Annotated in this window: 16 protein-coding genes and 1 pseudogene; 9 read left to right on the forward strand and 8 right to left on the reverse strand. The window is 40.5% G+C overall.

Annotation, left to right across the window (positions count from 1 at the left end; genetic code table 11):
- Positions 1 to 5: 5 nt before the first annotated feature.
- Positions 6 to 1,475, forward strand: a complete 1,470-nt coding sequence (locus tag NMG86_RS16420; protein ID WP_026798087.1) for a DUF4335 domain-containing protein — start codon at positions 6 to 8, stop codon at positions 1,473 to 1,475.
- Between the two features lie 5 nt (positions 1,476 to 1,480).
- On the opposite strand, the gene NMG86_RS16425 is transcribed toward NMG86_RS16420, so the two are convergent.
- Positions 1,481 to 1,933 carry a DUF29 domain-containing protein gene (locus tag NMG86_RS16425; RefSeq protein ID WP_026798088.1) on the reverse strand — a complete coding sequence of 151 codons (453 nt, stop codon included), beginning with the start codon at positions 1,931 to 1,933 and terminating at the stop codon, positions 1,481 to 1,483.
- Positions 1,934 to 2,265: 332 nt separating this feature from the next.
- Here NMG86_RS16425 and NMG86_RS16430 point away from each other — a divergent pair, with 332 nt between their 5' ends.
- Positions 2,266 to 2,838, forward strand: a complete 573-nt coding sequence (locus tag NMG86_RS16430) for a 1,2-dihydroxy-3-keto-5-methylthiopentene dioxygenase (protein ID WP_026798089.1) — start codon at positions 2,266 to 2,268, stop codon at positions 2,836 to 2,838.
- A 355-nt stretch (positions 2,839 to 3,193) separates the two neighbouring features.
- On the opposite strand, the gene NMG86_RS16435 is transcribed toward NMG86_RS16430, so the two are convergent.
- Positions 3,194 to 4,285, reverse strand: coding sequence for an ISAs1-like element ISPlr1 family transposase (locus NMG86_RS16435; protein WP_026795269.1), 1,092 nt, complete (start codon positions 4,283 to 4,285; stop codon positions 3,194 to 3,196).
- Positions 4,286 to 4,564: 279 nt separating this feature from the next.
- On the opposite strand from NMG86_RS16435, the gene NMG86_RS16440 reads away from it, so the two are divergent.
- Both NMG86_RS16440 and mtnB read left to right on the forward strand, forming a co-directional pair.
- On the forward strand, positions 4,565 to 5,725 hold the full coding sequence (locus NMG86_RS16440; RefSeq protein ID WP_026798090.1) for a RuBisCO large subunit C-terminal-like domain-containing protein: 1,161 nt from the start codon (positions 4,565 to 4,567) through the stop codon (positions 5,723 to 5,725).
- Between the two features lie 42 nt (positions 5,726 to 5,767).
- Positions 5,768 to 6,397, forward strand: coding sequence for a methylthioribulose 1-phosphate dehydratase (gene mtnB, locus NMG86_RS16445; protein WP_026798091.1), 630 nt, complete (start codon positions 5,768 to 5,770; stop codon positions 6,395 to 6,397).
- A gap of 40 nt (positions 6,398 to 6,437) precedes the next feature.
- Here the strand turns inward: mtnB and NMG86_RS16450 are convergent, their stop codons facing one another.
- On the reverse strand, positions 6,438 to 7,409 hold the full coding sequence (locus NMG86_RS16450; protein ID WP_026798092.1) for an NAD(P)-dependent alcohol dehydrogenase: 972 nt from the start codon (positions 7,407 to 7,409) through the stop codon (positions 6,438 to 6,440).
- A gap of 375 nt (positions 7,410 to 7,784) precedes the next feature.
- Here NMG86_RS16450 and remA point away from each other — a divergent pair, with 375 nt between their 5' ends.
- Complete coding sequence (remA, locus tag NMG86_RS16455) at positions 7,785 to 8,051, forward strand: extracellular matrix/biofilm regulator RemA (protein WP_026786051.1); 267 nt, start codon at positions 7,785 to 7,787, stop codon at positions 8,049 to 8,051.
- 84 nt (positions 8,052 to 8,135) lie between these two features.
- Here the strand turns inward: remA and NMG86_RS16460 are convergent.
- Positions 8,136 to 9,308, reverse strand: a pseudogene (locus NMG86_RS16460) (RNA-guided endonuclease InsQ/TnpB family protein).
- Between the two features lie 224 nt (positions 9,309 to 9,532).
- On the opposite strand from NMG86_RS16460, the gene gmk reads away from it, so the two are divergent.
- Positions 9,533 to 10,090: a guanylate kinase gene (gmk, locus tag NMG86_RS16465; protein ID WP_026794779.1), complete on the forward strand. Its 558-nt coding sequence runs from the start codon at positions 9,533 to 9,535 to the stop codon at positions 10,088 to 10,090.
- A 10-nt stretch (positions 10,091 to 10,100) separates the two neighbouring features.
- A complete protein-coding gene (locus tag NMG86_RS16470; RefSeq protein WP_052338756.1) occupies positions 10,101 to 11,438 on the forward strand; it encodes a GNAT family N-acetyltransferase in 1,338 nt (445 codons plus the stop codon).
- A gap of 41 nt (positions 11,439 to 11,479) precedes the next feature.
- Here NMG86_RS16470 and NMG86_RS16475 read toward each other — a convergent pair whose 3' ends face one another.
- Positions 11,480 to 14,227, reverse strand: a complete 2,748-nt coding sequence (locus tag NMG86_RS16475) for a bifunctional acetate--CoA ligase family protein/GNAT family N-acetyltransferase (RefSeq protein WP_026798095.1) — start codon at positions 14,225 to 14,227, stop codon at positions 11,480 to 11,482.
- Positions 14,228 to 14,463: 236 nt separating this feature from the next.
- On the opposite strand from NMG86_RS16475, the gene adhE reads away from it, so the two are divergent.
- Positions 14,464 to 17,133 (forward strand): bifunctional acetaldehyde-CoA/alcohol dehydrogenase, encoded by a 2,670-nt coding sequence (gene adhE / locus NMG86_RS16480; protein WP_026798096.1) that lies wholly within the window; start codon positions 14,464 to 14,466, stop codon positions 17,131 to 17,133.
- Positions 17,134 to 17,277: 144 nt separating this feature from the next.
- Positions 17,278 to 17,730, forward strand: coding sequence for an AAA family ATPase (locus NMG86_RS16485; RefSeq protein WP_026786045.1), 453 nt, complete (start codon positions 17,278 to 17,280; stop codon positions 17,728 to 17,730).
- Positions 17,731 to 17,771: 41 nt separating this feature from the next.
- Here NMG86_RS16485 and NMG86_RS16490 read toward each other — a convergent pair whose 3' ends face one another.
- The 3 genes from NMG86_RS16490 to thrS all read right to left on the reverse strand — a co-directional run bounded on the left by NMG86_RS16490 (position 17,772) and on the right by thrS (position 20,459).
- Positions 17,772 to 18,074: a type II toxin-antitoxin system RelE/ParE family toxin gene (locus NMG86_RS16490; protein WP_026798097.1), complete on the reverse strand. Its 303-nt coding sequence runs from the start codon at positions 18,072 to 18,074 to the stop codon at positions 17,772 to 17,774.
- 132 nt (positions 18,075 to 18,206) lie between these two features.
- Positions 18,207 to 18,410 carry a hypothetical protein gene (locus tag NMG86_RS16495; protein WP_026798098.1) on the reverse strand — a complete coding sequence of 68 codons (204 nt, stop codon included), beginning with the start codon at positions 18,408 to 18,410 and terminating at the stop codon, positions 18,207 to 18,209.
- A gap of 207 nt (positions 18,411 to 18,617) precedes the next feature.
- On the reverse strand, positions 18,618 to 20,459 hold the full coding sequence (gene thrS, locus NMG86_RS16500; RefSeq protein ID WP_026798099.1) for a threonine--tRNA ligase: 1,842 nt from the start codon (positions 20,457 to 20,459) through the stop codon (positions 18,618 to 18,620).
- Positions 20,460 to 20,500: the final 41 nt, after the last annotated feature.

Below are 20,500 nucleotides of genomic sequence, written 5' to 3' on the forward strand. Positions count from 1 at the left end.
TTATTATGATGATTATTCGACGCTATACTCCCCCAACTTGTACCTTAGAAGTCCAGGCGAAACGTCCTTTTATATCTCGCCTGAAACAACAACCTATTTTAAAACAGTTTAAATTTAAACTTTGCTTTGATGATCCCCGTTTACCCGATGCCGATCATATTACCATTGAAGGCGATCGCAATCAACTAGAAACCCTCTCTCAAGTCATTAAAAATTATATTCAAAATCTGCTTAATTTTGCCCAAATATCAACCCGTGAACCCGCAACAGTTTCCCTAAAATCTTCCACTGAAAACACCCCATCATTTGTTATTTTTGACGAAACTAACTCAGAAATTAAAATCAAACCCGATGGCTTATTATACCATGATTTATTCCTAGGAAACTTATCTAAAAACTCTACTAACTTATTTATTCATCTCAGCGTTTTACAACTATTTGACCTCTCGGCTGCTTTAGAAGAATATATAACAGAATCCGAAAATTTATCCAATCTAAAATCCCTAGAAAAAACCACCCCCGAATGGTTAAAAACAATTTTATTTATTATTATTTCTATTGGCTGTTTAACTGGGACAATTAAACTAATAAATCTCTATCGACAACCCCAAAATCAAACCGCCACCAAACCCTCAGAAACCATTAAAATTCCGCCCCCAAATCTGGTTCCCTTACCCCCGCCACCCAAGTTAGCACCGCTTCCCGTCCCCTCTGCACCCCCTGTTCAGATTAAAGTCGCTCCCAATTTACCCCCCGTCAATACCGCCCCCCTTCCCATTCCCGCCCCTCTCTTTCCCAACCCGGCAACCCCCCAGGCCATACCCGACCTGCAACCCGGCTCAGGGGAGTTCATGATTATTCCCCAGGACTCAGGGATAAACGATGGGTCTGTACCCCCCGCACCGCCGCCCTTAACCGCCACCGTACCCCCGCCCCCACCTCGCCTAGCCGTGGCTCCCACCCAAGCGCTGCCCCCATCTCCGCCCGTAATTTTTGCACCCCAAACTATTGAATTACCAACCTTAAAAAATGCGGCTCCTCCGGTTATTTTAAACGTACCTTCTGCGGAAAATTCTTCAAATTCTTCGCCAGAAAATTCCGACCCAGATGAACCGAATTATTTGGCTCAACTGGATAAACGCCCCCCAACAATTGCCGCCACTCGTCAACAGGATACCACCCTATTTGATCAAATTCCTCAAGTTAGTGAAGTCAGAAACTATTTTCAAAAAATATGGTATCCTCCTAAAAATTTACAACGCACCTTACAATATAGTTTAAAACTCAATTCTGATGGTTCTTTACTGAGTATTGTCCCTGTGGGTCAACCTGCGGTTAATCGTCAAAAACAACTGGATTTTCCAGAAATTGGGAAACCTTTTGTTTCTCCCTTGGCGTCAGGAAAAACCCCTAAAATTCGTGTAATTTTGCAACCGGATGGGAGTGTTCAAGCGTTTTTAGAATCGTTGAATTAGGGTTTTTATAGCGGTGTTTCCCAAAATTTCCCCGTTAATAAAGTGTCTACATCCTGGGAAAATGGACAAATATTAGGAAATTCGGCATCATATTCAATTTGCATATTTCCCAAAGATTCCTGATAACAATTGAAATAAATTTCCCGTAAATAGTTTCGTAAACTCGGTGAATCTGCAAGAATATGTCTTAAATTGGATTGAGTTCTATTAATTGTGACTTCCCACCCTCGGTAACAATCTGGTAAAAGTACATAATTCCGTTTTAAAGCGTCTTCAAACAACGTCGTTAACCGACTTTCTAATTCCCGTTTATCCCGCTTCCCCAAAGATTCGATCTCCTCAATTAAATTGTCCCAATCTAAATTTTCAATATTTCGAGATTTTAACTGATTAATCGTATCTGCAATCCAGAGTGCAAAATCAATATCATAAAGTGTTTTTAACGAAGTTTTGGTCATGATTATAACTTACATCTTGATCAGGATTTTATTTTAACGTAGTTGAAAAGCGATCGCCCCTGGATTTTCTTGTTGCTAGGTTCTACCTAGCAATACTCTAATCAGGCTCCGCCTGCTGTTCATCGGAGGCAGAGCCTCCTGAACAGGATTCCCTGGTAGAACCAGGGAACCAGGGGAATAATTTATTTTAGATGAACCTAGATCGAGTATAATTTAAGGTTTTTATTGTTGAAAGCTACAGATTAGCGGTTAGGATTGGATATCACTATCAGATTTTTTTTGCTAATATAATAGTTTGTGATTAAAAACAGTTCATACTGCGGAGTTGAAGCATGGCAATTTTACAGTTAGAAGATGGGACAATTTACACCGAATTAGATGAAATTCAGCGAGAATTAGCCAGTCTGAATATTCATTTAAACCATTGGTCTGTGGGTACAGATCCAGAATTGATTAAATTGTTGAATCAACCTGCATTAAACGATAACGAAAAAGCAGAAGTTCTGCAAGGACTAGATCAATATTTTGAAGAATTAAAACAAACCGCAGGTTATCAATCTCGTGATTTAATTGTGCTTAACCCCGATACCCCCAACCTAGAAACATTATTAGCAAAATTTGAACAGTGTCATATTCATGCTGATAATGAAGTTCGTTATATTATTGATGGAGAAGGAGTATTTGGCTTTATCCGTCCCGATGGAAGTCAAGTGGAATTAACCGTTGAAGCCCAAGAATATATTAATGTTCCTGCTCATACAGAACATTGGTTTTATTTAACAGAAACTCGACGAATTAAAGCGATTCGTTATTTCACCACAACCGAAGGTTGGACTCCTGAATATACGGATACTGAAATTAGAATTTTTTCCAAAAGACCGAAAAAAGCGTTAGCTTTGAATTAATTGTTAATGCTTTTATAACACACTAGATCCCCCCTAACCCCCCTTAAAAAGGGGGGAACCGGATTAGGATTCTCCTGGCTTAATGGGGTCATAGTCTGAAGATTGATCCCCCCTAACCCCAGGGCTGTTTCATGTTTGAAAATTATAGCCTACTTTTGGGTCATAATTCTCAAACATGATAGCTATTTTCCGAATAATTAATATTTCATATAATTGCTATATTAATATTAATTATAGGAGGTATTATCTAAGCAGCATAAATATTCTTATTCCCTATGGAGTAAGACTTACATTCCCGATTTTTATCTATTTTTCCTAAATTAATTGCTCTATTTTTTCATTTTTAACCTTCGGATTAAGAGATAGCCACTAATTTCTCCCAATGATTTCCTAACCACCTTCTTCCCTCTGTTATTGACAAAAATCCTAAACCTCTGAAAATATTCAATCCTAGGGTGTTGAGCAGTGCCCAATTAGTCGCGGCTTGTACTTGATGAATTTTCATACTATCCTCTTTAAATAACACATCTTTTACCCAATGAACTTGATTCTCAATCCCCCAATGCCCTTTAATTTTTTTGGAAAAAAAATCCGCCTTTTCCCAGATACTACTTATATAATAAACCGTTTCTCTATAAGGCTTTTTTCCTCTGTATCCCCACCTTTCTACCTGAATTATACTTTGAATATGTTCCCAAGGGCTTTCAATTTTTATCGAATTTTTAAACACTGATACCCGACGAGTTATTTCTCGTCCATGACCCCTCTCTTTTTGAGTATCTATACTTTCAGCTTTCGTCGTTTTTGTAATTTTTTCAATTTGATTATACAGTTTGATTTGATTCTTTTTAACCGCGATTAAATAATCGTTTTCACTCTCGATAATCTTTCGGACTGTGGTGACATTACAATGTAACGCATCCGCAGTTATTAACTTTCCTTTTAGACCACATTCTTCTATTATCCCTTGGGCTACAGCTTGTTCTGAACCGGTTTTACTCTCGAACTTTTCCGTCGCTAATACTAATCCGGTTTCTTGACTAAATAGAGATACCATTATTACCATGTTTTGCTGCTGATTGCCTGGGTCTTTTACCGTACTTCTTAAACTTTTTCCATCTATTGCTAATCCCTCTATTCCCTTTAATTTAGGAGAATTCTCTCTTGACCATTCTTTTACTATTTTGCTTAAATCCTTCTCGTCTACTCCTCTCATCACCCTCCTTATTGTTGAATAAGATGGCATTCCTTGGCTATAGATATTGAATGTTCTTTTCAGGATAACTTCGTTGGCTTTGACAAAATATTCCATCTCTCGATATCCTTGATGCCCTGACATCACCCCTAAAACTACTACTAATAGCACTTCCCATAAACTATACCTTTTTCCCTGATTTTTTCGGAAATCCTTGACTTCTTTTAAATTTTCTATTAAACTTGTTAGCATCTTTATTTTAGAAAAAAATGGTGATCGCTCTCCATTTTATCAGGTGGCGATCGCTCTTTCTTTACTCTTTTTCACCTGACTTTGAAACAGCCCTGCCCCTAACCCCCCTTAAAAAGGGGGGAACTAGAGTCAATATTTCCCTGATTTATGAGTAAACCTAATTCAAAGTCACGCTTTACCCCTCGTCCACGGGGGGCAGGGGGGCGGGGGATTTAGGGGGATCAAATCCAGGTTAATTGAGTTTTAATCCTTAATAAAAATTACTAGAATAAAAAAACCATGACCATTGAAGTAGATTATCGTTTTCCTCCTAATATTGATCCGTTGCGTCAGGCGAAAGTAATTGCTATCGGACAAACCGCCGGAACTTGGGACGAAAGATTTAGCCATCGTGAGGATAATTTGCGATCGCATTTAGCCGAAGTTGTTAATATAAAAACCGACGAACAATGTGATAGTATTGCCACGGTTAGATTTCCAGAAATTAACGTTGAAAACGATATTGCCAGTTTACTAACGATGATTTTTGGCAAATATTCAATGGCTGGAGTCGGTAAAATAGTTGCGGTTAGATTAGATAAAAATTATGGTCGTTTTGCAAAATTTGGGATATCAGGAATTCGCCAACAATTACAAGTTTTTGATCGTCCTTTAATTATGGCAATATTTAAACCAGCTTTAGGATTATCAGCCCAGGATCATGCTACAATTTTACAAGAAGTGGCAACGGCCGGATTAGATATTATTAAAGATGATGAAATTATGGGGGATTTAAACACCGCCCCAACCCTAGAAAGATTAAGAGCTTGTCGTCCGATTTTAGACCAAATTAAACAAGAAACCGGGCGCACGGTTTTGTATGCTATTAATGTTACTGGAAACGCCCAAACCCTATTAGAAAAAGCCCGAATACTGGTGAAAGAAGGGGCAAATGCCCTATTATTAAACGTTCTCACCTACGGTTTTTCGGTCTTAGAAGCCCTAGCCGCCGATCCAGAATTGAATGTTCCAATTTTCGCCCATCCTGCCTTGGCGGGGGCGTTATGTGCGTCTGGTGATACGGGTTTTTCCTATTCCGTGATTTTGGGAACCTTAATGGCCCATGCCGGGGCGGATGCGGTCTTATATCCCGCCCACTATGGCAGTTTACCCTTTGATCCGGTTGAGGAAAAACGGATTTGTGAGCAGTTGCGATCGCGGAATGTTTTCCCCGTACCTTCGGCTGGAATTCACCCCGGAATTGTCCCCAAAGCCCTATCCGACTATGGAAATGATGTAATTCTGAATGCCGGGACGGGGATTATGGAGCATCCAAACGGCCCAGGAGCGGGGGTTAATGCCTTCTTCCAAGCCCTTGACTGGTATCAACGGGGTCTACCCTTTGATGTGAACGAAATGCCCCCTGGCGCTCTTAAACAGGCGATGGAAAAATGGGGATAAACAACCAATTCGTAATTCGTAATTCATAATTCGTAATTGATCATGAACACTGATCCCCGTCAATCTTTAATTCATGCGTCTCGCCAATTTCATCAACTGGGTTGGATGGCAGGGACGGCTGGAAATCTTTCGGCTAAAATGCCCGATAATAGTTTTTGGATTACTGCTAGTAGCAAACAAAAAGGCAAATTAGTCCTAGAGGATTTTGTGAGAATGTCCCTAACTGGAGAGATATTAGAAAACCCTTCTCCTAACAATAAACCCTCGGCAGAAACCAGTATTCATCAAGCAATATATTCTTTGTTTCCCGATGCAAATGCCTGTTATCATGTTCATTCAGTTGAAGCCAAATTGGTCTCAAACTTTATTGCTCATGAACAACTGCCTTTACCGCCCATTGAAATGTTAAAAGGGTTAGGAATTTGGCAAGAAAATCCTAAAGTCTATATGCCTGTTTTTGAGAACTATTTAGAAGTACCTCGAATTGCTGAAGATATTATTCAACGGTTTAAAACTATGACTCCTGATGTTCCGGCGTTGTTAATTAGAAATCATGGGGTAACGGTTTGGGCAACTTCTCCAGAAGCCGCAGAAAACCATATTGAATTAGTAGAATATATTTTCCGCTATATTGTGGCGGCTCGTCAAGCGGGATTGAATTTTCAACATTAATAGAGTTTGGGCGAGAAGACCTCGCCCCTAAAGTTACAGATCAATCAATATTAATGGTTTGTAACCCTTCATTAACAGTAATTGCAATTTTGCCAACGGTGCGCCCCATCTCACTATAGGTATGGGCTTCGGCTAGATCATTTAAGGGATAAGTCCGATCAATTACCGTTTGAATTTTGCCCGCTTCAATCAAATCTCGCAGCGCATCTAAATCTCGACGAGTCGGTTGAGCTAGGACTAATTTTGATTTTTTACCCGCAAAAAATAAAGTTTGTAAGGTGGCTCCCATATTATCAATTGTGGGCAAAGTTGAGATATAAATGCCATCGGATTTTAGAATTTTTTCGCAATTAAAAAAGGATTGTTTACCGACCGCATCAAAAATAATATCGTATTGAATTTCTTGCCGGGTAAAATCCTCTTGGGTGTAATCAATCACCGTATGAGCCCCCAAACGTTTAACAAGATCAACATTAGAAGTCCCGCAAACCCCCGTGACATCAGCATTCATGGCCACAGCAATTTGCACCGCAAAGGTTCCCACACCGCCAGACGCCCCATTAATCAAAACCCTTTGTCCGGGTCGCAGTTGACCTAAATCTAATAACCCCTGCAAGGCCGTCAATCCAGCTATGGGAACCGTTGCAGCCTCCGCATAAGTCATATTTTGAGGTTTATAGGTCAAATTCCCGGCAGGCACAGCCACATACTCGGCATAGGCTCCTCCAAATAACGGGTTAACGAAGCCATAAACCTGATCTCCCGCCCGCCAGCGCGTCGCCTGTGAGCCGACTTCCACCACTTCCCCTGATAAATCTGAGCCTAAAACTTTGGGGAAATTGTAGCCAGATACGGGTTGTAATAATCCCTGCCTAATTTTCCAGTCCACAGGATTAACACTACTAGCATGAATTTTGACTAAAACTTGATCCGGTTTAATCGTTGGGGTCGGAATATCTTGATAACGAAGAACATCAGGCGACCCATATTGATGAATAACAATTGCTTTCATAACTTATTAATTATCCAAGGAACATCTGTCAGCTTAACACAAATTCCTAGAACCGGGGATGAATAGAGCTAGTCTAAATCCGTTCTAAAAAATAAGATTGTTGGAAGTAGGGAATAGGCAATGGGGAATGGGTAACAGGGGAAATTTTAATTCCGAATCATCATCGAGTCAATTTTGTTGAATCTGTTTTGATTTTTGTGATTCCTATTCTTGATCAAAACAGGCTATTTTTTAGCTTTGGTTTAACACTATAAGGCAAACTCAAGAAGATAAAAAATAAAATTTTTACTGAATTAATCGTTGTAAATCTGATAAATTTTAACTATGATGGAATTGTAGAAAAAAACTTTGATAGATCCTATCAATTCAATTTTTATGGATATTCAGTTAATCAATATTGGTTTTGGTAATATTGTCTCTGCTAATCGGGTGATTGCCATTGTTAGTCCCGAATCGGCTCCGATTAAGCGGATTATTAATGATGCCAGGGAGCGGGGACAGTTAGTTGATGCCACCTACGGGCGTAGAACTAGGGCGGTGATTATTACGGATTCTAGCCATGTTATTCTCTCTGCAATTCAGCCGGAAACCGTTGCCCACCGCTTTGTGACCACCAAAGACGGCAATTCCCGCGATGATTAACGGATTTGTTATGTATTCCCCTTGGTTTCCATTGGCATAGCTTGACATCCTCACCGCCGTAAAACGGACGGTGATTCCTAAACTTCACAATTTAGGTTTCTGCTTCTTAGCAGTTGCCTTCACAGATTTACTCTGTTCGGGTCTTACACTCGCTCCACAGTCTGACACGGCAAGCCCGGCCGCCAAAATATTTTTACTGGCGTTAAGATCTCGGTCATGGTGAGTCCCACAGTTGGGACAGTCCCATTCTCGAATATTTAACGGCATTTTTTCCACAATATGCCCACAACTACTACACCGTTTAGAACTAGGAAACCATCTGTCTATTTCGATATAGTTTCTCCCATACCAACGGCATTTATAGGCTAATTGTCGGGTGATTTCTCCCCAACTAACATCGGCTATTGCCTGGGCTAATTTGGGATTTTTGACCAGATTTTTTACCGCTAAGTTCTCAACTACAATCGTTTGGTTTTCACGAACTAATTGAGTCGTTAGCTTGTGCAAATGGTCTTTTCTACTATCGGTGATTTGAGCGTGAATCTTGGCTACTTTGATTCTGGCTTTTTCCCGATTCTTTGACCCTTTCTGTTTTCGAGACAGACTTTTTTGTGCCTGACGTAATCTCTGATAATGTTTTTTAAAATGTTTAGGATTGGCTATTTTTTGCCCGTCACTGGTAATTACAAGGCTACTAATTCCTAAGTCAATTCCTATGGCTTTATCTGTTACAGGTAAAGGCTTAATGGTTGGGTCGTCAAATCTTATTGAAATATGCCAACGTCCCGAAGGATGTAATCTGACGGTTACGGTACTCGGTTCACAATCTTTTGGGATTTGTCTTGACCATCTAATCGCTAAGGGTTCTAAGCATTTCGCTAAGTAGATTTGTCCGTTTTTTAACTTAAAAGCCGACTTAGTAAATTCCGCACTACCTCCTTGATGTTTTTTCTTAAAATTAGGATACTTGGCACGACCCGCAAAAAAGTTAGTAAAGGCTGTTTGTAAGTGTCTTAATCCTTGTTGTAAGGGGACACAACTTACCTGATTTAAAAAGTCTAAATCTTCCTGTTTTTTCCAATTAGTTAACATTGAAGACGTTTGACTATATCCTACTCTTTCTTGTCTTTCGTACCATGCTTGAGTTCGTTCATGGAGTGCCTGATTCTAAACTAATCTTACACAGCCTAACGTGCGTCGCAATAGCGACTCTTGTTCCGGTGTAGGGTAAAATCGGTAACTGTATGCTTTTTCCATATCTCACGTTCTAGCACATAGTTGATGAAAATGGTCAGATTGTGTTTAAATTAAATTTAAAAGCCGTCCTCCGCTATCGCTAAAGGACGGGGTTTCAAACCCAATTTTCCGATGAGAAGATAGAAAGACTCCGATTCAATTCCTTGAATCCATCAGCAGGTTCAAGGGAAAATCAGGGATTCCCTATTACTTTGTTTGCAACCGTCTAACGTGATTAAAATATCATGAAAAAAGGCCGATTAATTGTGATGACAGGCCCTAGTGGGGTCGGAAAAGGAACATTGGTTCGTTCCCTAATCAAAGATCATCCTGAACTTCATTTATCCGTTTCCGTGACCACTCGTTCTCCCCGGGAGGGTGAAATCAATGGACAAGATTACTATTTTGTCGATCGCCTTTGTTTTCAAAACATGATAGAACGGGGAGAATTATTAGAATGGGCTGAATTTACGGGAAATTGTTATGGAACTCCCTTAATTGCTGTTAAAGAAAAAATCGAGGCAGGAATATCGGTTTTGTTAGAGATTGAATTGGAGGGTGCTCGACAAATTCGTTCTACTTTTCCATCGGCTTTACGCATTTTTATTATGCCTCCTTCTATTGATGAATTAGAACGGCGTTTACGCGGTAGAGGTCAGGATTCTGAAGATGCCATTCGACGGCGTTTAATGAGGGCTAGAGCGGAAATGGACGCGGCTAGTGAGTTTGATTTTGAAGTGATTAATGATGATTTAGATTTCGCCTTACGGCGTTTAGAATCCGTATTATATTCTCCTGTTTAAGCCGAAAAATATGCCCCAGGAAGACCCGTTAAAACCCGATTCTTTAAATGTGATGGCAAGGGATATCAAATCGGCTGAATCCTATGCAAATTTAGGGCGTTTGTATGATCAGCAGGAACAATGGCAAGATGCGATCGCTAATTATCGTCAAGCGATCCAATTAAATCCCCATTGTTCTTGGTTTTATCACCATTTAGCGGATGTTTTTTTGAAACAAGAACAATGGCAAGATGCCATTATTAATTATCGTCATGCGATTCAACTCAATCCTAATTTTTCCTGGTCTTATCATAATCTAGGGAATGGGTTATTACAATTAAAATATTGGGAAGAAGCGGTTCATGTTTATCGGAAAGCGATTCAATTAAACCCCAATTTTCATTGGTCTTATTGTAATTTAGCCGATGGTTTAGTGCAGCAAAAAAAATGGAATTTAGCCATCATTAATTATTGGAAAAGTTTAGTCATTCTTCACCAAACTAATCAAGAACAGGATTTTGTCGTGATTGCGACTAAATTAGGGGAAACCCTAGAATATCATTTACCTGAAAAGTTTGATTTAGCGATCGCTCATTATCAAAAAGTGAGTCAAAATCATCAACAGTATCCTGAATATCAAAGTATTATTCAATTTTTAAGCCAAAATCAAAGTGCTTGGCTTAAAATTGCTGATTTTTTCCGACAAAAACACCTAATCAATGCAGCTTTAATTCTATATAAAATTGCGATGGAATTTTACCCAAATGAGATTTCTATTACCGAAAAATTTGATACTCTTTCCCAGAAAAAAACCGACTTAGAAACATCAATTAATTTACAACATCAAAATATTGATAAAAACTCCCAGAAATGGTCTAAATATAATGATGGTATTACTACTGATATCAACGCCAATAATTTTAATATTCCTTTAGCAGCTAATCAAAAACTCGAACAATTTATCTTTAGTACCGATATTAATTTTGACTTGAGCCAATTAGATCAACTTTTTGAAGCAGTTAGTTGGATGACTCGGGATCATGAACACATGAAAATCGCCCTAAAACACAGTTTTTTAGTTGTCACCCTTTGGTTTGTCACCCCCACCCAAAAACAATTAATTGGGTTTACCCGGGCTGTTTCAGATCACGTTTATAATGCCACCCTTTGGGATGTGGTAATTCATCCCAATTTTCAAAATCAAGGATTAGGAAAATATCTAATTCAGTATACATTAGAACAACTCCGATTGCAACATATTGAAAATATTACTTTATTTGCAGGTTCCAAAGCCGTTAATTTCTATCATAATTTAGGGTTTATTGCCGATCCTAACGGGATTAAAGGAATGTTTTGGGTTTCACCTTAATTAAGTTAAACTGTATATCTTAGCTTTGTGTTTCTAGTGGATTAAAATTCAATTTCTGCCCTCACCATCGGTTCACCAATAATCTGATTTAAGGTAAATCCTAATTGCTGACAAATATTCTGCATAATCCGATTATCGCTAAGAATTTCGGCAAAAATTAGAGGCATTTTCTCTTGACGGGCAATATTCAGTAATTGGCGCAATAACTCCGTACCAATTCCTTGACGTTGGTAACTATCACTCACCAGTAAGGAAAATTCCACCTCATCGTTACCATAGCCTTTACTCAGTCGTCCCACCCCAATAATTTTAGTTTCCCCTGTTTCCGGGTGTTGATATTCGGCAACTAAGGCCATTTCCCGATCATAATCAATAAAACACAGTCGTGATAAGCGTTCATGGGTGACACGGGAACTGAGTTTCACCAAATGAGCATAACGCAAATAGACGCTTTCCTCCGATAAACTTTCATCGAACTTGACCATCAAGGGTTCATCTTCCGGGCGGATGGGCCGAATCGTAATCTCCATACCTTTTTGGGATGTCCAATGGCTGATATATTGCCGAGGATAGGGGCGAATAGCGGGTTTAGGTAAATCTTCGGGTTTGGTGTCGGGGGAATGTAATACCACCCGGGCATCTAAGGCAATTAACTCATTTTCCGAAGCCAATAAAGGGTTAATATCAATCTCTTTAATCCAAGGCTGCTCAACGACTAAATTAGAAAACCGGACTAATAACTGTTTTAAGGCTTCCATATCCACCGAATGCCGTCCCCGCACCCCTAACAGGGCTTTATAAATTTTGGTTTGTTCCATCATCCGCCGGGCAAGGGTAGTATTTAAAGGAGGTAAAGCCAAGGCGCGATCTTTGAAAACTTCTACTAATTGTCCTCCCATGCCAAACAATAACACCGGGCCAAATTGGACATCAAGGCTACTACCAATAATCAATTCATAGCCTTCTAATTTGACCATCTTTTGTACCGTCACTCCTTGGAAATGTTCGGCCCCCACCTGTTGAGTTACGGAGGTTTCAATGGCGGTATAGGCTTGACGGACGGCTTCTGGGGTATTGAGGTTGAGTTTTACTCCGCCGACATCGGTTTTATGAGTAATCGTTTTTGACAATAGTTTCAATACCACCGGATACCCTAACTGTTCGGCTGCGTTAACGGCTGCATCAATATTTGAGGCGATATAGGTTTGTACGGTGGGAATCCCATAGGCTGAAAGTAGGCGCTTAGATTCAAACTCCGTTAATAGGGTGCGTCCTTCAGCTAAAACCGAGTTAATCAGATGTTGCACACAATCACAAACCAGACTTTCATCCTCACTAGACTTTGGTAAACTAGGGATTTCATACAAACCTTTTAAATTATAGGTGTAGCGCCACATATAGTTAAACATCCGTACCGCCGAATCGGGATAGGAAAAAGTGGCAATATTAGCTTGATTCAGAATTTCGATCCCGGATGCTACATCCGCGCCCCCCATCCAACTCGCTAAAATCGGTTTATTAGGCATTTTTAGACAGCGCTCTTTTAACTGTGCCGCCGTTTTACTGGGGTCAGTCATGGCTTGGGGGGTTAGAATCACTAAAATACCATCACTATTCGGATCTTCAACCACAATATCAAAGGCTTTCGCATAGCGTTCCGGGTCAGCATCCCCTAAAATATCAATCGGGTTATCATGACTCCATTGGGGCGGTAACACTTGATTCAGGGCTTCCAGGGTTTCGCCGGAGAGTTGGGCTAGGGTTCCTCCTTCCCCAATTAGGGTATCTGTGGTTAATACCCCTGGCCCTCCGGCATTGGTTAAAATTGTAAGTCGCGGCCCTTTGGGTCGGGGTTGTTTACTGAGAAGTTCCGCAATGGAGAACAAATGGGCAATATGATACACTCGCAGGATGCCACAACGTCGAAAAGCTGCATCTAAGACATCATCACTTCCGGCCATGGCTCCGGTATGGGAGGCTGCGGCTTTGGCTGCGGCTTCGGTGCGTCCGGCTTTAATCACAATAATTGGTTTAGTCAGGGCTACTTCTCTAGCTGCGGATAAAAAAGATCGGGCATCCCCGATAGATTCCATATAAATAACTATACTTTCAGTATGGGGGTCATTGCCTAAATAATAAATTAAATCTCCCCAACCAATATCTAACATCGAACCGATGGAAACGAAGGCACTAAAACCGACATTTTCTCGGAAACTCCAATCTAAAATAGAAGTACATAAAGCCCCACTTTGACTAATAAAGCCAACGCTTCCCGGTTTTGCCATGGCATTAGCAAAGGTGGCATTAAGTCCGGTTAAGGGATTCATTAATCCTAAACAGTTAGGGCCGATAATTCTAATTTTATTTAATCGTGCAATCTGTAAAATTTTCTGTTCTAATTCTATTCCTTTGGGGCCAATTTCTTTGAATCCAGCCGATAGAATAATCACCCCTTTAACTCCAGCCATGGCGCATTCTTCCATGACAGAGGGAACACTTGCGGCTGGGGTGGCAATGATAGCTAAATCAACGGGTTCTGGAGTATCTTTAATACTAGGATAGGCCTTAATTCCTAAAATACTATTGCGATGGGGATTAACGGGAAAAACCATCCCACCAAAGGGACTACTAATTAAATTCCATAGTAGAGTTCTACCAACACTATTGGGCTTTTCTGTAGCCCCAATCACAGCAACGGTTTTAGGGTTAAAAATCGCATTCAGAGATTGATGTTCGTAGCGTAAGACATCATGGGCGGGGTCGGAAATTCGGGTTGTTGTGGCTACCATAGAAATCAGTTATCAGTTATCAGTTATTAGTTATCAGTGTAAGAGTTGATTAGTTTATGGATCAATTATACAAAGTTTCTGTCTCTCAAAATAGGGCTTTAATCTTAAATTAATATTAAATTTATATTAAAATCTAGTAATTTTGTCCCCGCCAGATTCCAAAATCGACAAAAACTATTATGATATAAACGAACACCACAACAACCTGAATCCAAACAGAAACAGGAGCATATATCATCATGGAAAAAGTCACAAATATTGATCAACTTGAATCCCTAATCCAACGGGTCAAGGTTGCAGAACAAAAGTATGCAACCTATACCCAGGAACAGGTAGACTATATTTTTAAAAAAGCGGCTCTAGCGGCAAATGCTGCCCGGATTCCTTTAGCAAAAATGGCCGTAGAAGAAACCGGAATGGGGGTTGTAGAGGATAAAGTGATTAAAAACCACTTTGCTTCAGAAATTATTTACAACAAATATAAACATGAAAAAACCTGTGGTGTCATCGAAGAAGACAAATCCTTTGGGTTTCAAAAAATCTCCGAACCCGTGGGGATTTTAGCCGGAATTGTTCCGACAACAAACCCAACATCAACGGCTATTTTTAAAGCCCTAATTGCCTTGAAAACTCGCAACGGGATTATTTTTTCTCCCCATCCCCGTGCCAAAAATTGTACCACCGCCGCTGCCAAAATTGTCTTAGATGCAGCCGTCGCCGCCGGAGCCCCAGAAGACATTATCGGCTGGATTGATGCACCCACCGTACCTCTGTCCCAAGCCCTAATGCAGCACCCGGATATTAAGCTAATTTTAGCCACTGGAGGGCCAGGAATGGTACGGGCAGCCTATTCTTCCGGTAATCCTTCCCTGGGGGTCGGGGCGGGGAATACCCCGGCTTTAATTGACGATACCGCCCATATTAAAATGGCCGTTTCCTCAATTATTATTAGTAAAACCTTCGACAATGGCATGATTTGTGCTAGTGAACAATCGGTAATTGTGGTTGATTCTGTTTACGAAGAAGTCAAGAAAGAATTTACCCTACGCGGCGCCTATTTCCTAACCCCAGAAGAACGGGAACGGATGGCAAAGGTTATTTTTGTGAACGGACATTTGAATGGGGAAATTGTCGGTCAACCCGTGCAAAAATTAGCCGAATTAGCCGGAATTAGCCTTTCCGAAGAAACCAGGGTAATTATTGGAGAAGGGATAGAAGTTGATGAAAATGATCCCTTTTCCCATGAAAAACTTTCTCCGATTTTAGCCATGTATCGGGCTAAGGATTTCGAGGATGCGGTGGTAAAAGCCGATACTTTAGTACAGTTAGGGGGACGGGGACATACCGCTTCTCTATACACTTCTCCCAACAATATCGACCATATTAAACGGTTTGAAAATACCGTTCAAACCGCCCGGGTTTTAATTAATACTCCGTCTTCTCAAGGAGCTATTGGTGATATTTACAACTTCCGTCTTGACCCTTCTTTAACCTTGGGATGTGGTAGTTGGGGCGGAAATTCCATCAGCGAAAACGTCGAACCTCGGCATTTATTAAACATTAAAACCGTCGCCGAACGTCGAGAAAATATGCTCTGGTTTCGGATTCCTCCCAAAGTATATTTCAAATATGGATCTTTACCCGTTGCCATTCGAGAATTAGCTGGAAAAGAACGGGCATTTATTGTCACCGATAAACCCCTATTTGATTTAGGAATTACCCGTTCCCTCGAAGGAGTTTTAGAGGAAATTGGAATAAAATATGATGTGTTCTACGATGTTGAACCCGACCCTTCTTTAGATACAGTACAACGGGGATTAACCTTAATGAATACGTTTAAACCCGATGTAATTATTGCCATTGGTGGCGGTTCTCCCATGGATGCAGCTAAAATTATGTGGCTGATGTATGAACATCCTGATATCGAATTTGAAGGGTTAGCAATGCGGTTTATGGATATCCGTAAACGGGTTTATGAATTGCCACCTTTGGGCAAAAAAGCGATGTTAGTTGCGATTCCTACTACCTCTGGAACCGGGTCAGAAGTCACGCCTTTTGCCGTTGTCACCGACCGCCGCACTAATATTAAATATCCTTTAGCCGACTATGCCTTAACCCCAAATATGGCAATTGTTGACCCGGAATTGGTGTTAAATATGCCCAAAAGTTTAACCTCTTTTGGGGGCGTTGATGCCCTAACCCATGCCTTAGAATCCTATGTTTCGGTATTAGCTTCGGAATATACCAATGGGTTATCTTTAGAAGCAATTCGGTTAATCTTTAAATACCTGCCCAGTTCCTACGAAAATGGAGCAAATGATCCCAAAGCTCGGGAAAAAATGCACTATGCTTCTACTATGGCGGGGATGGCATTTGCTAATGGATTCCTCGGAATTTGTCACTCCTTAGCCCATCAATTAGGCGGGACTTTCCACATTCCCCACGGGTTAGCAAATGCCTTAATGATTAGTTACGTTATTCGTTATAATGCTACCGATGTTCCGTTTAAACAAGCCACTTTCTCCCAGTATAAATATCCGAATGCTAAATGGCGCTATTCTCGGATTGCGGATTATCTGCGCTTAGGGGGAGACACCGAAGATCAAAAAATCGATCATTTGATTTTAGCCATCGAAGAATTAAAGCGCCAAGTGGGAATTCCGGCTTCAATTAAGGAGGTTTTAAAAGATATCAGTGAAGCGGAATTTCTGGCTAAATTAGATGAAGTTGCTGACCAAGCTTTTGATGATCAATGTACCGGAGCCAATCCCCGTTATCCTTTAATTAAGGACTTGAAACAACTGTTAATTGATGCCTATTATGGTCATCCTTTAGTTTCTAATGATTACAATGGCGATCGCATTTTCCCCGTCTTTGAACCACAACCAACGATGATTGGCGGTTAATACCGAGGGGGTGATGGGGTGAATTTATCAAAATTTTCATCCCTATCACCCGATCATTTCATCGGCTCTCTTTGGAAAAATCACTAATCATGGTAAAGTAAGTGTTTAGTGGCTATCTAAGTGTTACCTTAATCGAAAAATATTATGCTAAAACGGCTCTACATTGATAATTTTCGTTGTTTGGTAAATTTTGAACTTAATCTTGATTCTATCAATCTATTTCTCGGTTCTAATGGCTCGGGTAAATCAACTGTTTTTAAAGTTTTGCAGAAAATTCAGGAATTTGTTAACGGTGATAGTAAGCTAGAGAAAATTTTTCTATCATCAGACTGCACTCGCTGGCAAACTTTACAAGTCCAACGTTTTGAGCTAGAGATTATCGGTAATAACGGCATTTATAAATATGAGTTGGGTATTGGTCATGATCAAGATAAATGTCGTGTTGAATATGAGCGTTTGTGGTACGACAATCAGCTTTTACTAAAATTTGAGTTGGGAGAAGTTCAGCTTTATCGAGACAATTATGCGGAATATGTACAACATCCTAATCCTTTAGTTGCTGCCAAATCATTTCGCCAAACCCTGAAAAACTTGTAGAGACGTGCCATGGCGCGTCTCTACGGGGATGAAATAAAAATTTACTGTTGACTCAATTCAATGTTTAATAAGGCTTTGCCATGAATGACCGAGGCAATGGTAACAATGTCTTCTTGGATTTGATAAATGACTCGATAGGTGTAAGCAAATTGTTCACGGATGTTTTCATCGCCAAATTCTTGAACAATCATTCCCGCTTCAGGAGCCTTGCTCAAGTTGCGCGTAACCTCAATGATTCTCTGGACAACCGCCGCCGCATAAGAAATTGAATCTCGTGCAATATAAGCAGCAATTGCATCAATATCATCTATGGCTTGAGGCGACCAAACTACTTGATAACCCATTTACTTAATAAACCTTCTGCTTCCTCTTGTATGAGATTCCTGGTCGTTTCGTGAATCTTGAGTCCATGACGGACTTTCTCGATTACATAGAGATGGTATTGCACATCCTCCAGTGAACAATCATCAGGTAGGTTACTCAACAAAGATTCTACTTCCTTTTTGGTTCCACTCATAATTTTTTTGGGTTTTTTTTATAGTTATTATAGTTTTCGATAACTGAAGCACCCGAAAGATAGTGTTAGCCCCGACTTTATCGGTGAATAAGGTTGTCATAATAAAAGATAAATTGTATGTCCCGATGGAAAATGTCCCAGGGGAATCGAATGCTTCAGTCATTGTTTATAGCAGGGAACACCGGAACAGCCCCCCAAACCCCCCGTGCACGCAGGGCTGGTGGGGGAGGGAACAGGGGGAAATACTTCACCGTCTGGGTTCCAAGATCCGTCTGGTGTCCTAACTGCCTTGGCGGTTGCTATAAAATCCAGCCTATAGTTATGACAGATCAATCCTATCAGATGGTTCTGTCCAGGTGTAAACCTGAATTTATACCGTCTTGGTAAAATTGCCGTAACTAGAAATAGCCTGTTGCAGTTGTTGAATTACATCCTCAACCGGAATAGCCCCTAACTCTCCATCCGCACGAGTTCTGATATTCAAGCAATTTGCTTCTATTTCCTTGGCCCCAACCACAGCCATCACCGGAATTTTATCCTTCTCAGCATTTCTAATTAATTTCCCTAAACGCTCGCTACTCGCATCCGCCTCCGCCCGAATTCCAGCAGACCGCATTCTGAGAGCAATTTCTTGAGCAAAGGGAAGAAATTCTTGGCTCACGGGTAATAGTCGAAATTGTACGGGTGCTAACCAGATGGGGAAATCCCCAACATATTCCTCTATTAATATTCCCACTAATCGTTCCAAAGAACCAAAGGGTGCACGATGAATCATTACTGGACGTTGACGGGTTCCATCTTCAGCAACATATTCTAAATCAAAGCGTTCAGGTAAATTATAATCAACTTGAACTGTTCCCAATTGCCATTCTCTTTCTAAAGCATCTTGAAAGATAAAGTCTAATTTCGGGCCATAGAAAGCGGCTTCTCCGATCCCTTCAAAGTAGTTCATTCCTAAAGTTTCTACCGCCCGACGAATTGCTCCTTCTGATTTATTCCAAACTTCATCTGACCCGATATATTTATCTAAACTAGGGTCACGGAAACTTAGTCTGGCTTTAAAGTTGGTTAGTTGTAAACTCTTAAATACAAATAGAATTAAATCGACAACTTTGACAAATTCATCATCCAATTGTTCAGGAGTAACAAATAAATGGGAATCATCTACGGTGAAACCTCTAACCCTGGTTAACCCTCCTAATTCTCCCGATTGTTCATAACGATATACTGTTCCAAATTCTGCTAACCGCATCGGAAGTTCCCGATAGGAACGTAACTCACTTTTATAAATTTGGATATGAAAAGGACAGTTCATGGGTTTCAAAACAAATCCCTGTTCATTGGTCTTGGCTTCCTCATCGTCGGCCATCATCGGGAACATATCTTCTTGATATTTCTGCCAATGTCCTGATGTTTTAAATAAATCTACCCGACCAATATGGGGAGTCGTTACACCTAAATAGCCCCGCTTAACTTGTTCTTTTTTGAGAAAATCTTCTAGGGTACTTCTTAATAGGGTTCCTTTCGGTGTCCAGAGGGGTAATCCTGGCCCCACTAAATCGGAGAAGATAAACAGTCCCAACTCCTTACCCAAACGGCGATGGTCACGTCGGATGGCTTCTTGCTTGCGGCGTTTATGTTCGGCTAATTGTTCGGGAGTTTCCCAAGCTGTCCCATAAATTCGTTGTAATTGAGCTTTGGTTTCATCCCCACGCCAATAAGCCCCCGCTACACTTTCGAGTTCAATCGCATTAGGGTCAATATCAACCGTATTCTCAACATGGGGCCCCGCACACAAATCCCACCATTGTTCGCCTAGATGATAGAGGGTAATGGGTTCCTGTAGGCCTTGTAGGATTTCTAGTTTATAGGATTCTCCTATTTTCTGGATGCGTTGTTGGGCTTCTTCCCGACTAACTTCTTCCCGAATTACGGGGAGTTTCCGTTTGATAATCTTAACCATCTCCTTTTGGATGGATTTTAAATCCTTTTCGGTAAAGGGTTCGGGACTATCAAAATCATAATAAAACCCATTTTCAATCCAAGGGCCAATGGTGACTTGTGCCTTGGGAAACAGTTTTTGAACTGCCATTGCCATAACATGGGACGCAGTATGCCTAATCCGTTTTAAACTCTCGGATTCACTGGTTTTAGGCAAATGGACTTTTTTCTCTAAGGGTTCTTGAGAACCCTCTAACTCTGATATAGACATTGATTAAAGTTACAACAATAAAAGTTTGTTAATTTAATTGT

This window comes from Planktothrix rubescens CCAP 1459/22 (genome assembly GCA_904830895.1).
GTDB lineage: Bacteria > Cyanobacteriota > Cyanobacteriia > Cyanobacteriales > Microcoleaceae > Planktothrix > Planktothrix agardhii.

Coding starts and splice junctions, on each gene's coding strand:
- remA (WP_026786051.1), top strand. CDS start 7,785: ATGGATATTCAGTTAATCAATATTGGTTTTGGTAATATTGTCTCTGCT.
- NMG86_RS16450 (WP_026798092.1), bottom strand. CDS start 7,409: ATGAAAGCAATTGTTATTCATCAATATGGGTCGCCTGATGTTCTTCGT.
- NMG86_RS16475 (WP_026798095.1), bottom strand. CDS start 14,227: ATGGTAGCCACAACAACCCGAATTTCCGACCCCGCCCATGATGTCTTA.
- gmk (WP_026794779.1), top strand. CDS start 9,533: ATGAAAAAAGGCCGATTAATTGTGATGACAGGCCCTAGTGGGGTCGGA.
- NMG86_RS16495 (WP_026798098.1), bottom strand. CDS start 18,410: ATGACTGAAGCATTCGATTCCCCTGGGACATTTTCCATCGGGACATAC.
- NMG86_RS16440 (WP_026798090.1), top strand. CDS start 4,565: ATGACCATTGAAGTAGATTATCGTTTTCCTCCTAATATTGATCCGTTG.
- NMG86_RS16435 (WP_026795269.1), bottom strand. CDS start 4,285: ATGCTAACAAGTTTAATAGAAAATTTAAAAGAAGTCAAGGATTTCCGA.
- NMG86_RS16485 (WP_026786045.1), top strand. CDS start 17,278: ATGCTAAAACGGCTCTACATTGATAATTTTCGTTGTTTGGTAAATTTT.
- thrS (WP_026798099.1), bottom strand. CDS start 20,459: ATGTCTATATCAGAGTTAGAGGGTTCTCAAGAACCCTTAGAGAAAAAA.
- NMG86_RS16425 (WP_026798088.1), bottom strand. CDS start 1,933: ATGACCAAAACTTCGTTAAAAACACTTTATGATATTGATTTTGCACTC.
- NMG86_RS16430 (WP_026798089.1), top strand. CDS start 2,266: ATGGCAATTTTACAGTTAGAAGATGGGACAATTTACACCGAATTAGAT.
- NMG86_RS16420 (WP_026798087.1), top strand. CDS start 6: ATGATGATTATTCGACGCTATACTCCCCCAACTTGTACCTTAGAAGTC.
- mtnB (WP_026798091.1), top strand. CDS start 5,768: ATGAACACTGATCCCCGTCAATCTTTAATTCATGCGTCTCGCCAATTT.
- NMG86_RS16470 (WP_052338756.1), top strand. CDS start 10,101: ATGCCCCAGGAAGACCCGTTAAAACCCGATTCTTTAAATGTGATGGCA.
- NMG86_RS16490 (WP_026798097.1), bottom strand. CDS start 18,074: ATGGGTTATCAAGTAGTTTGGTCGCCTCAAGCCATAGATGATATTGAT.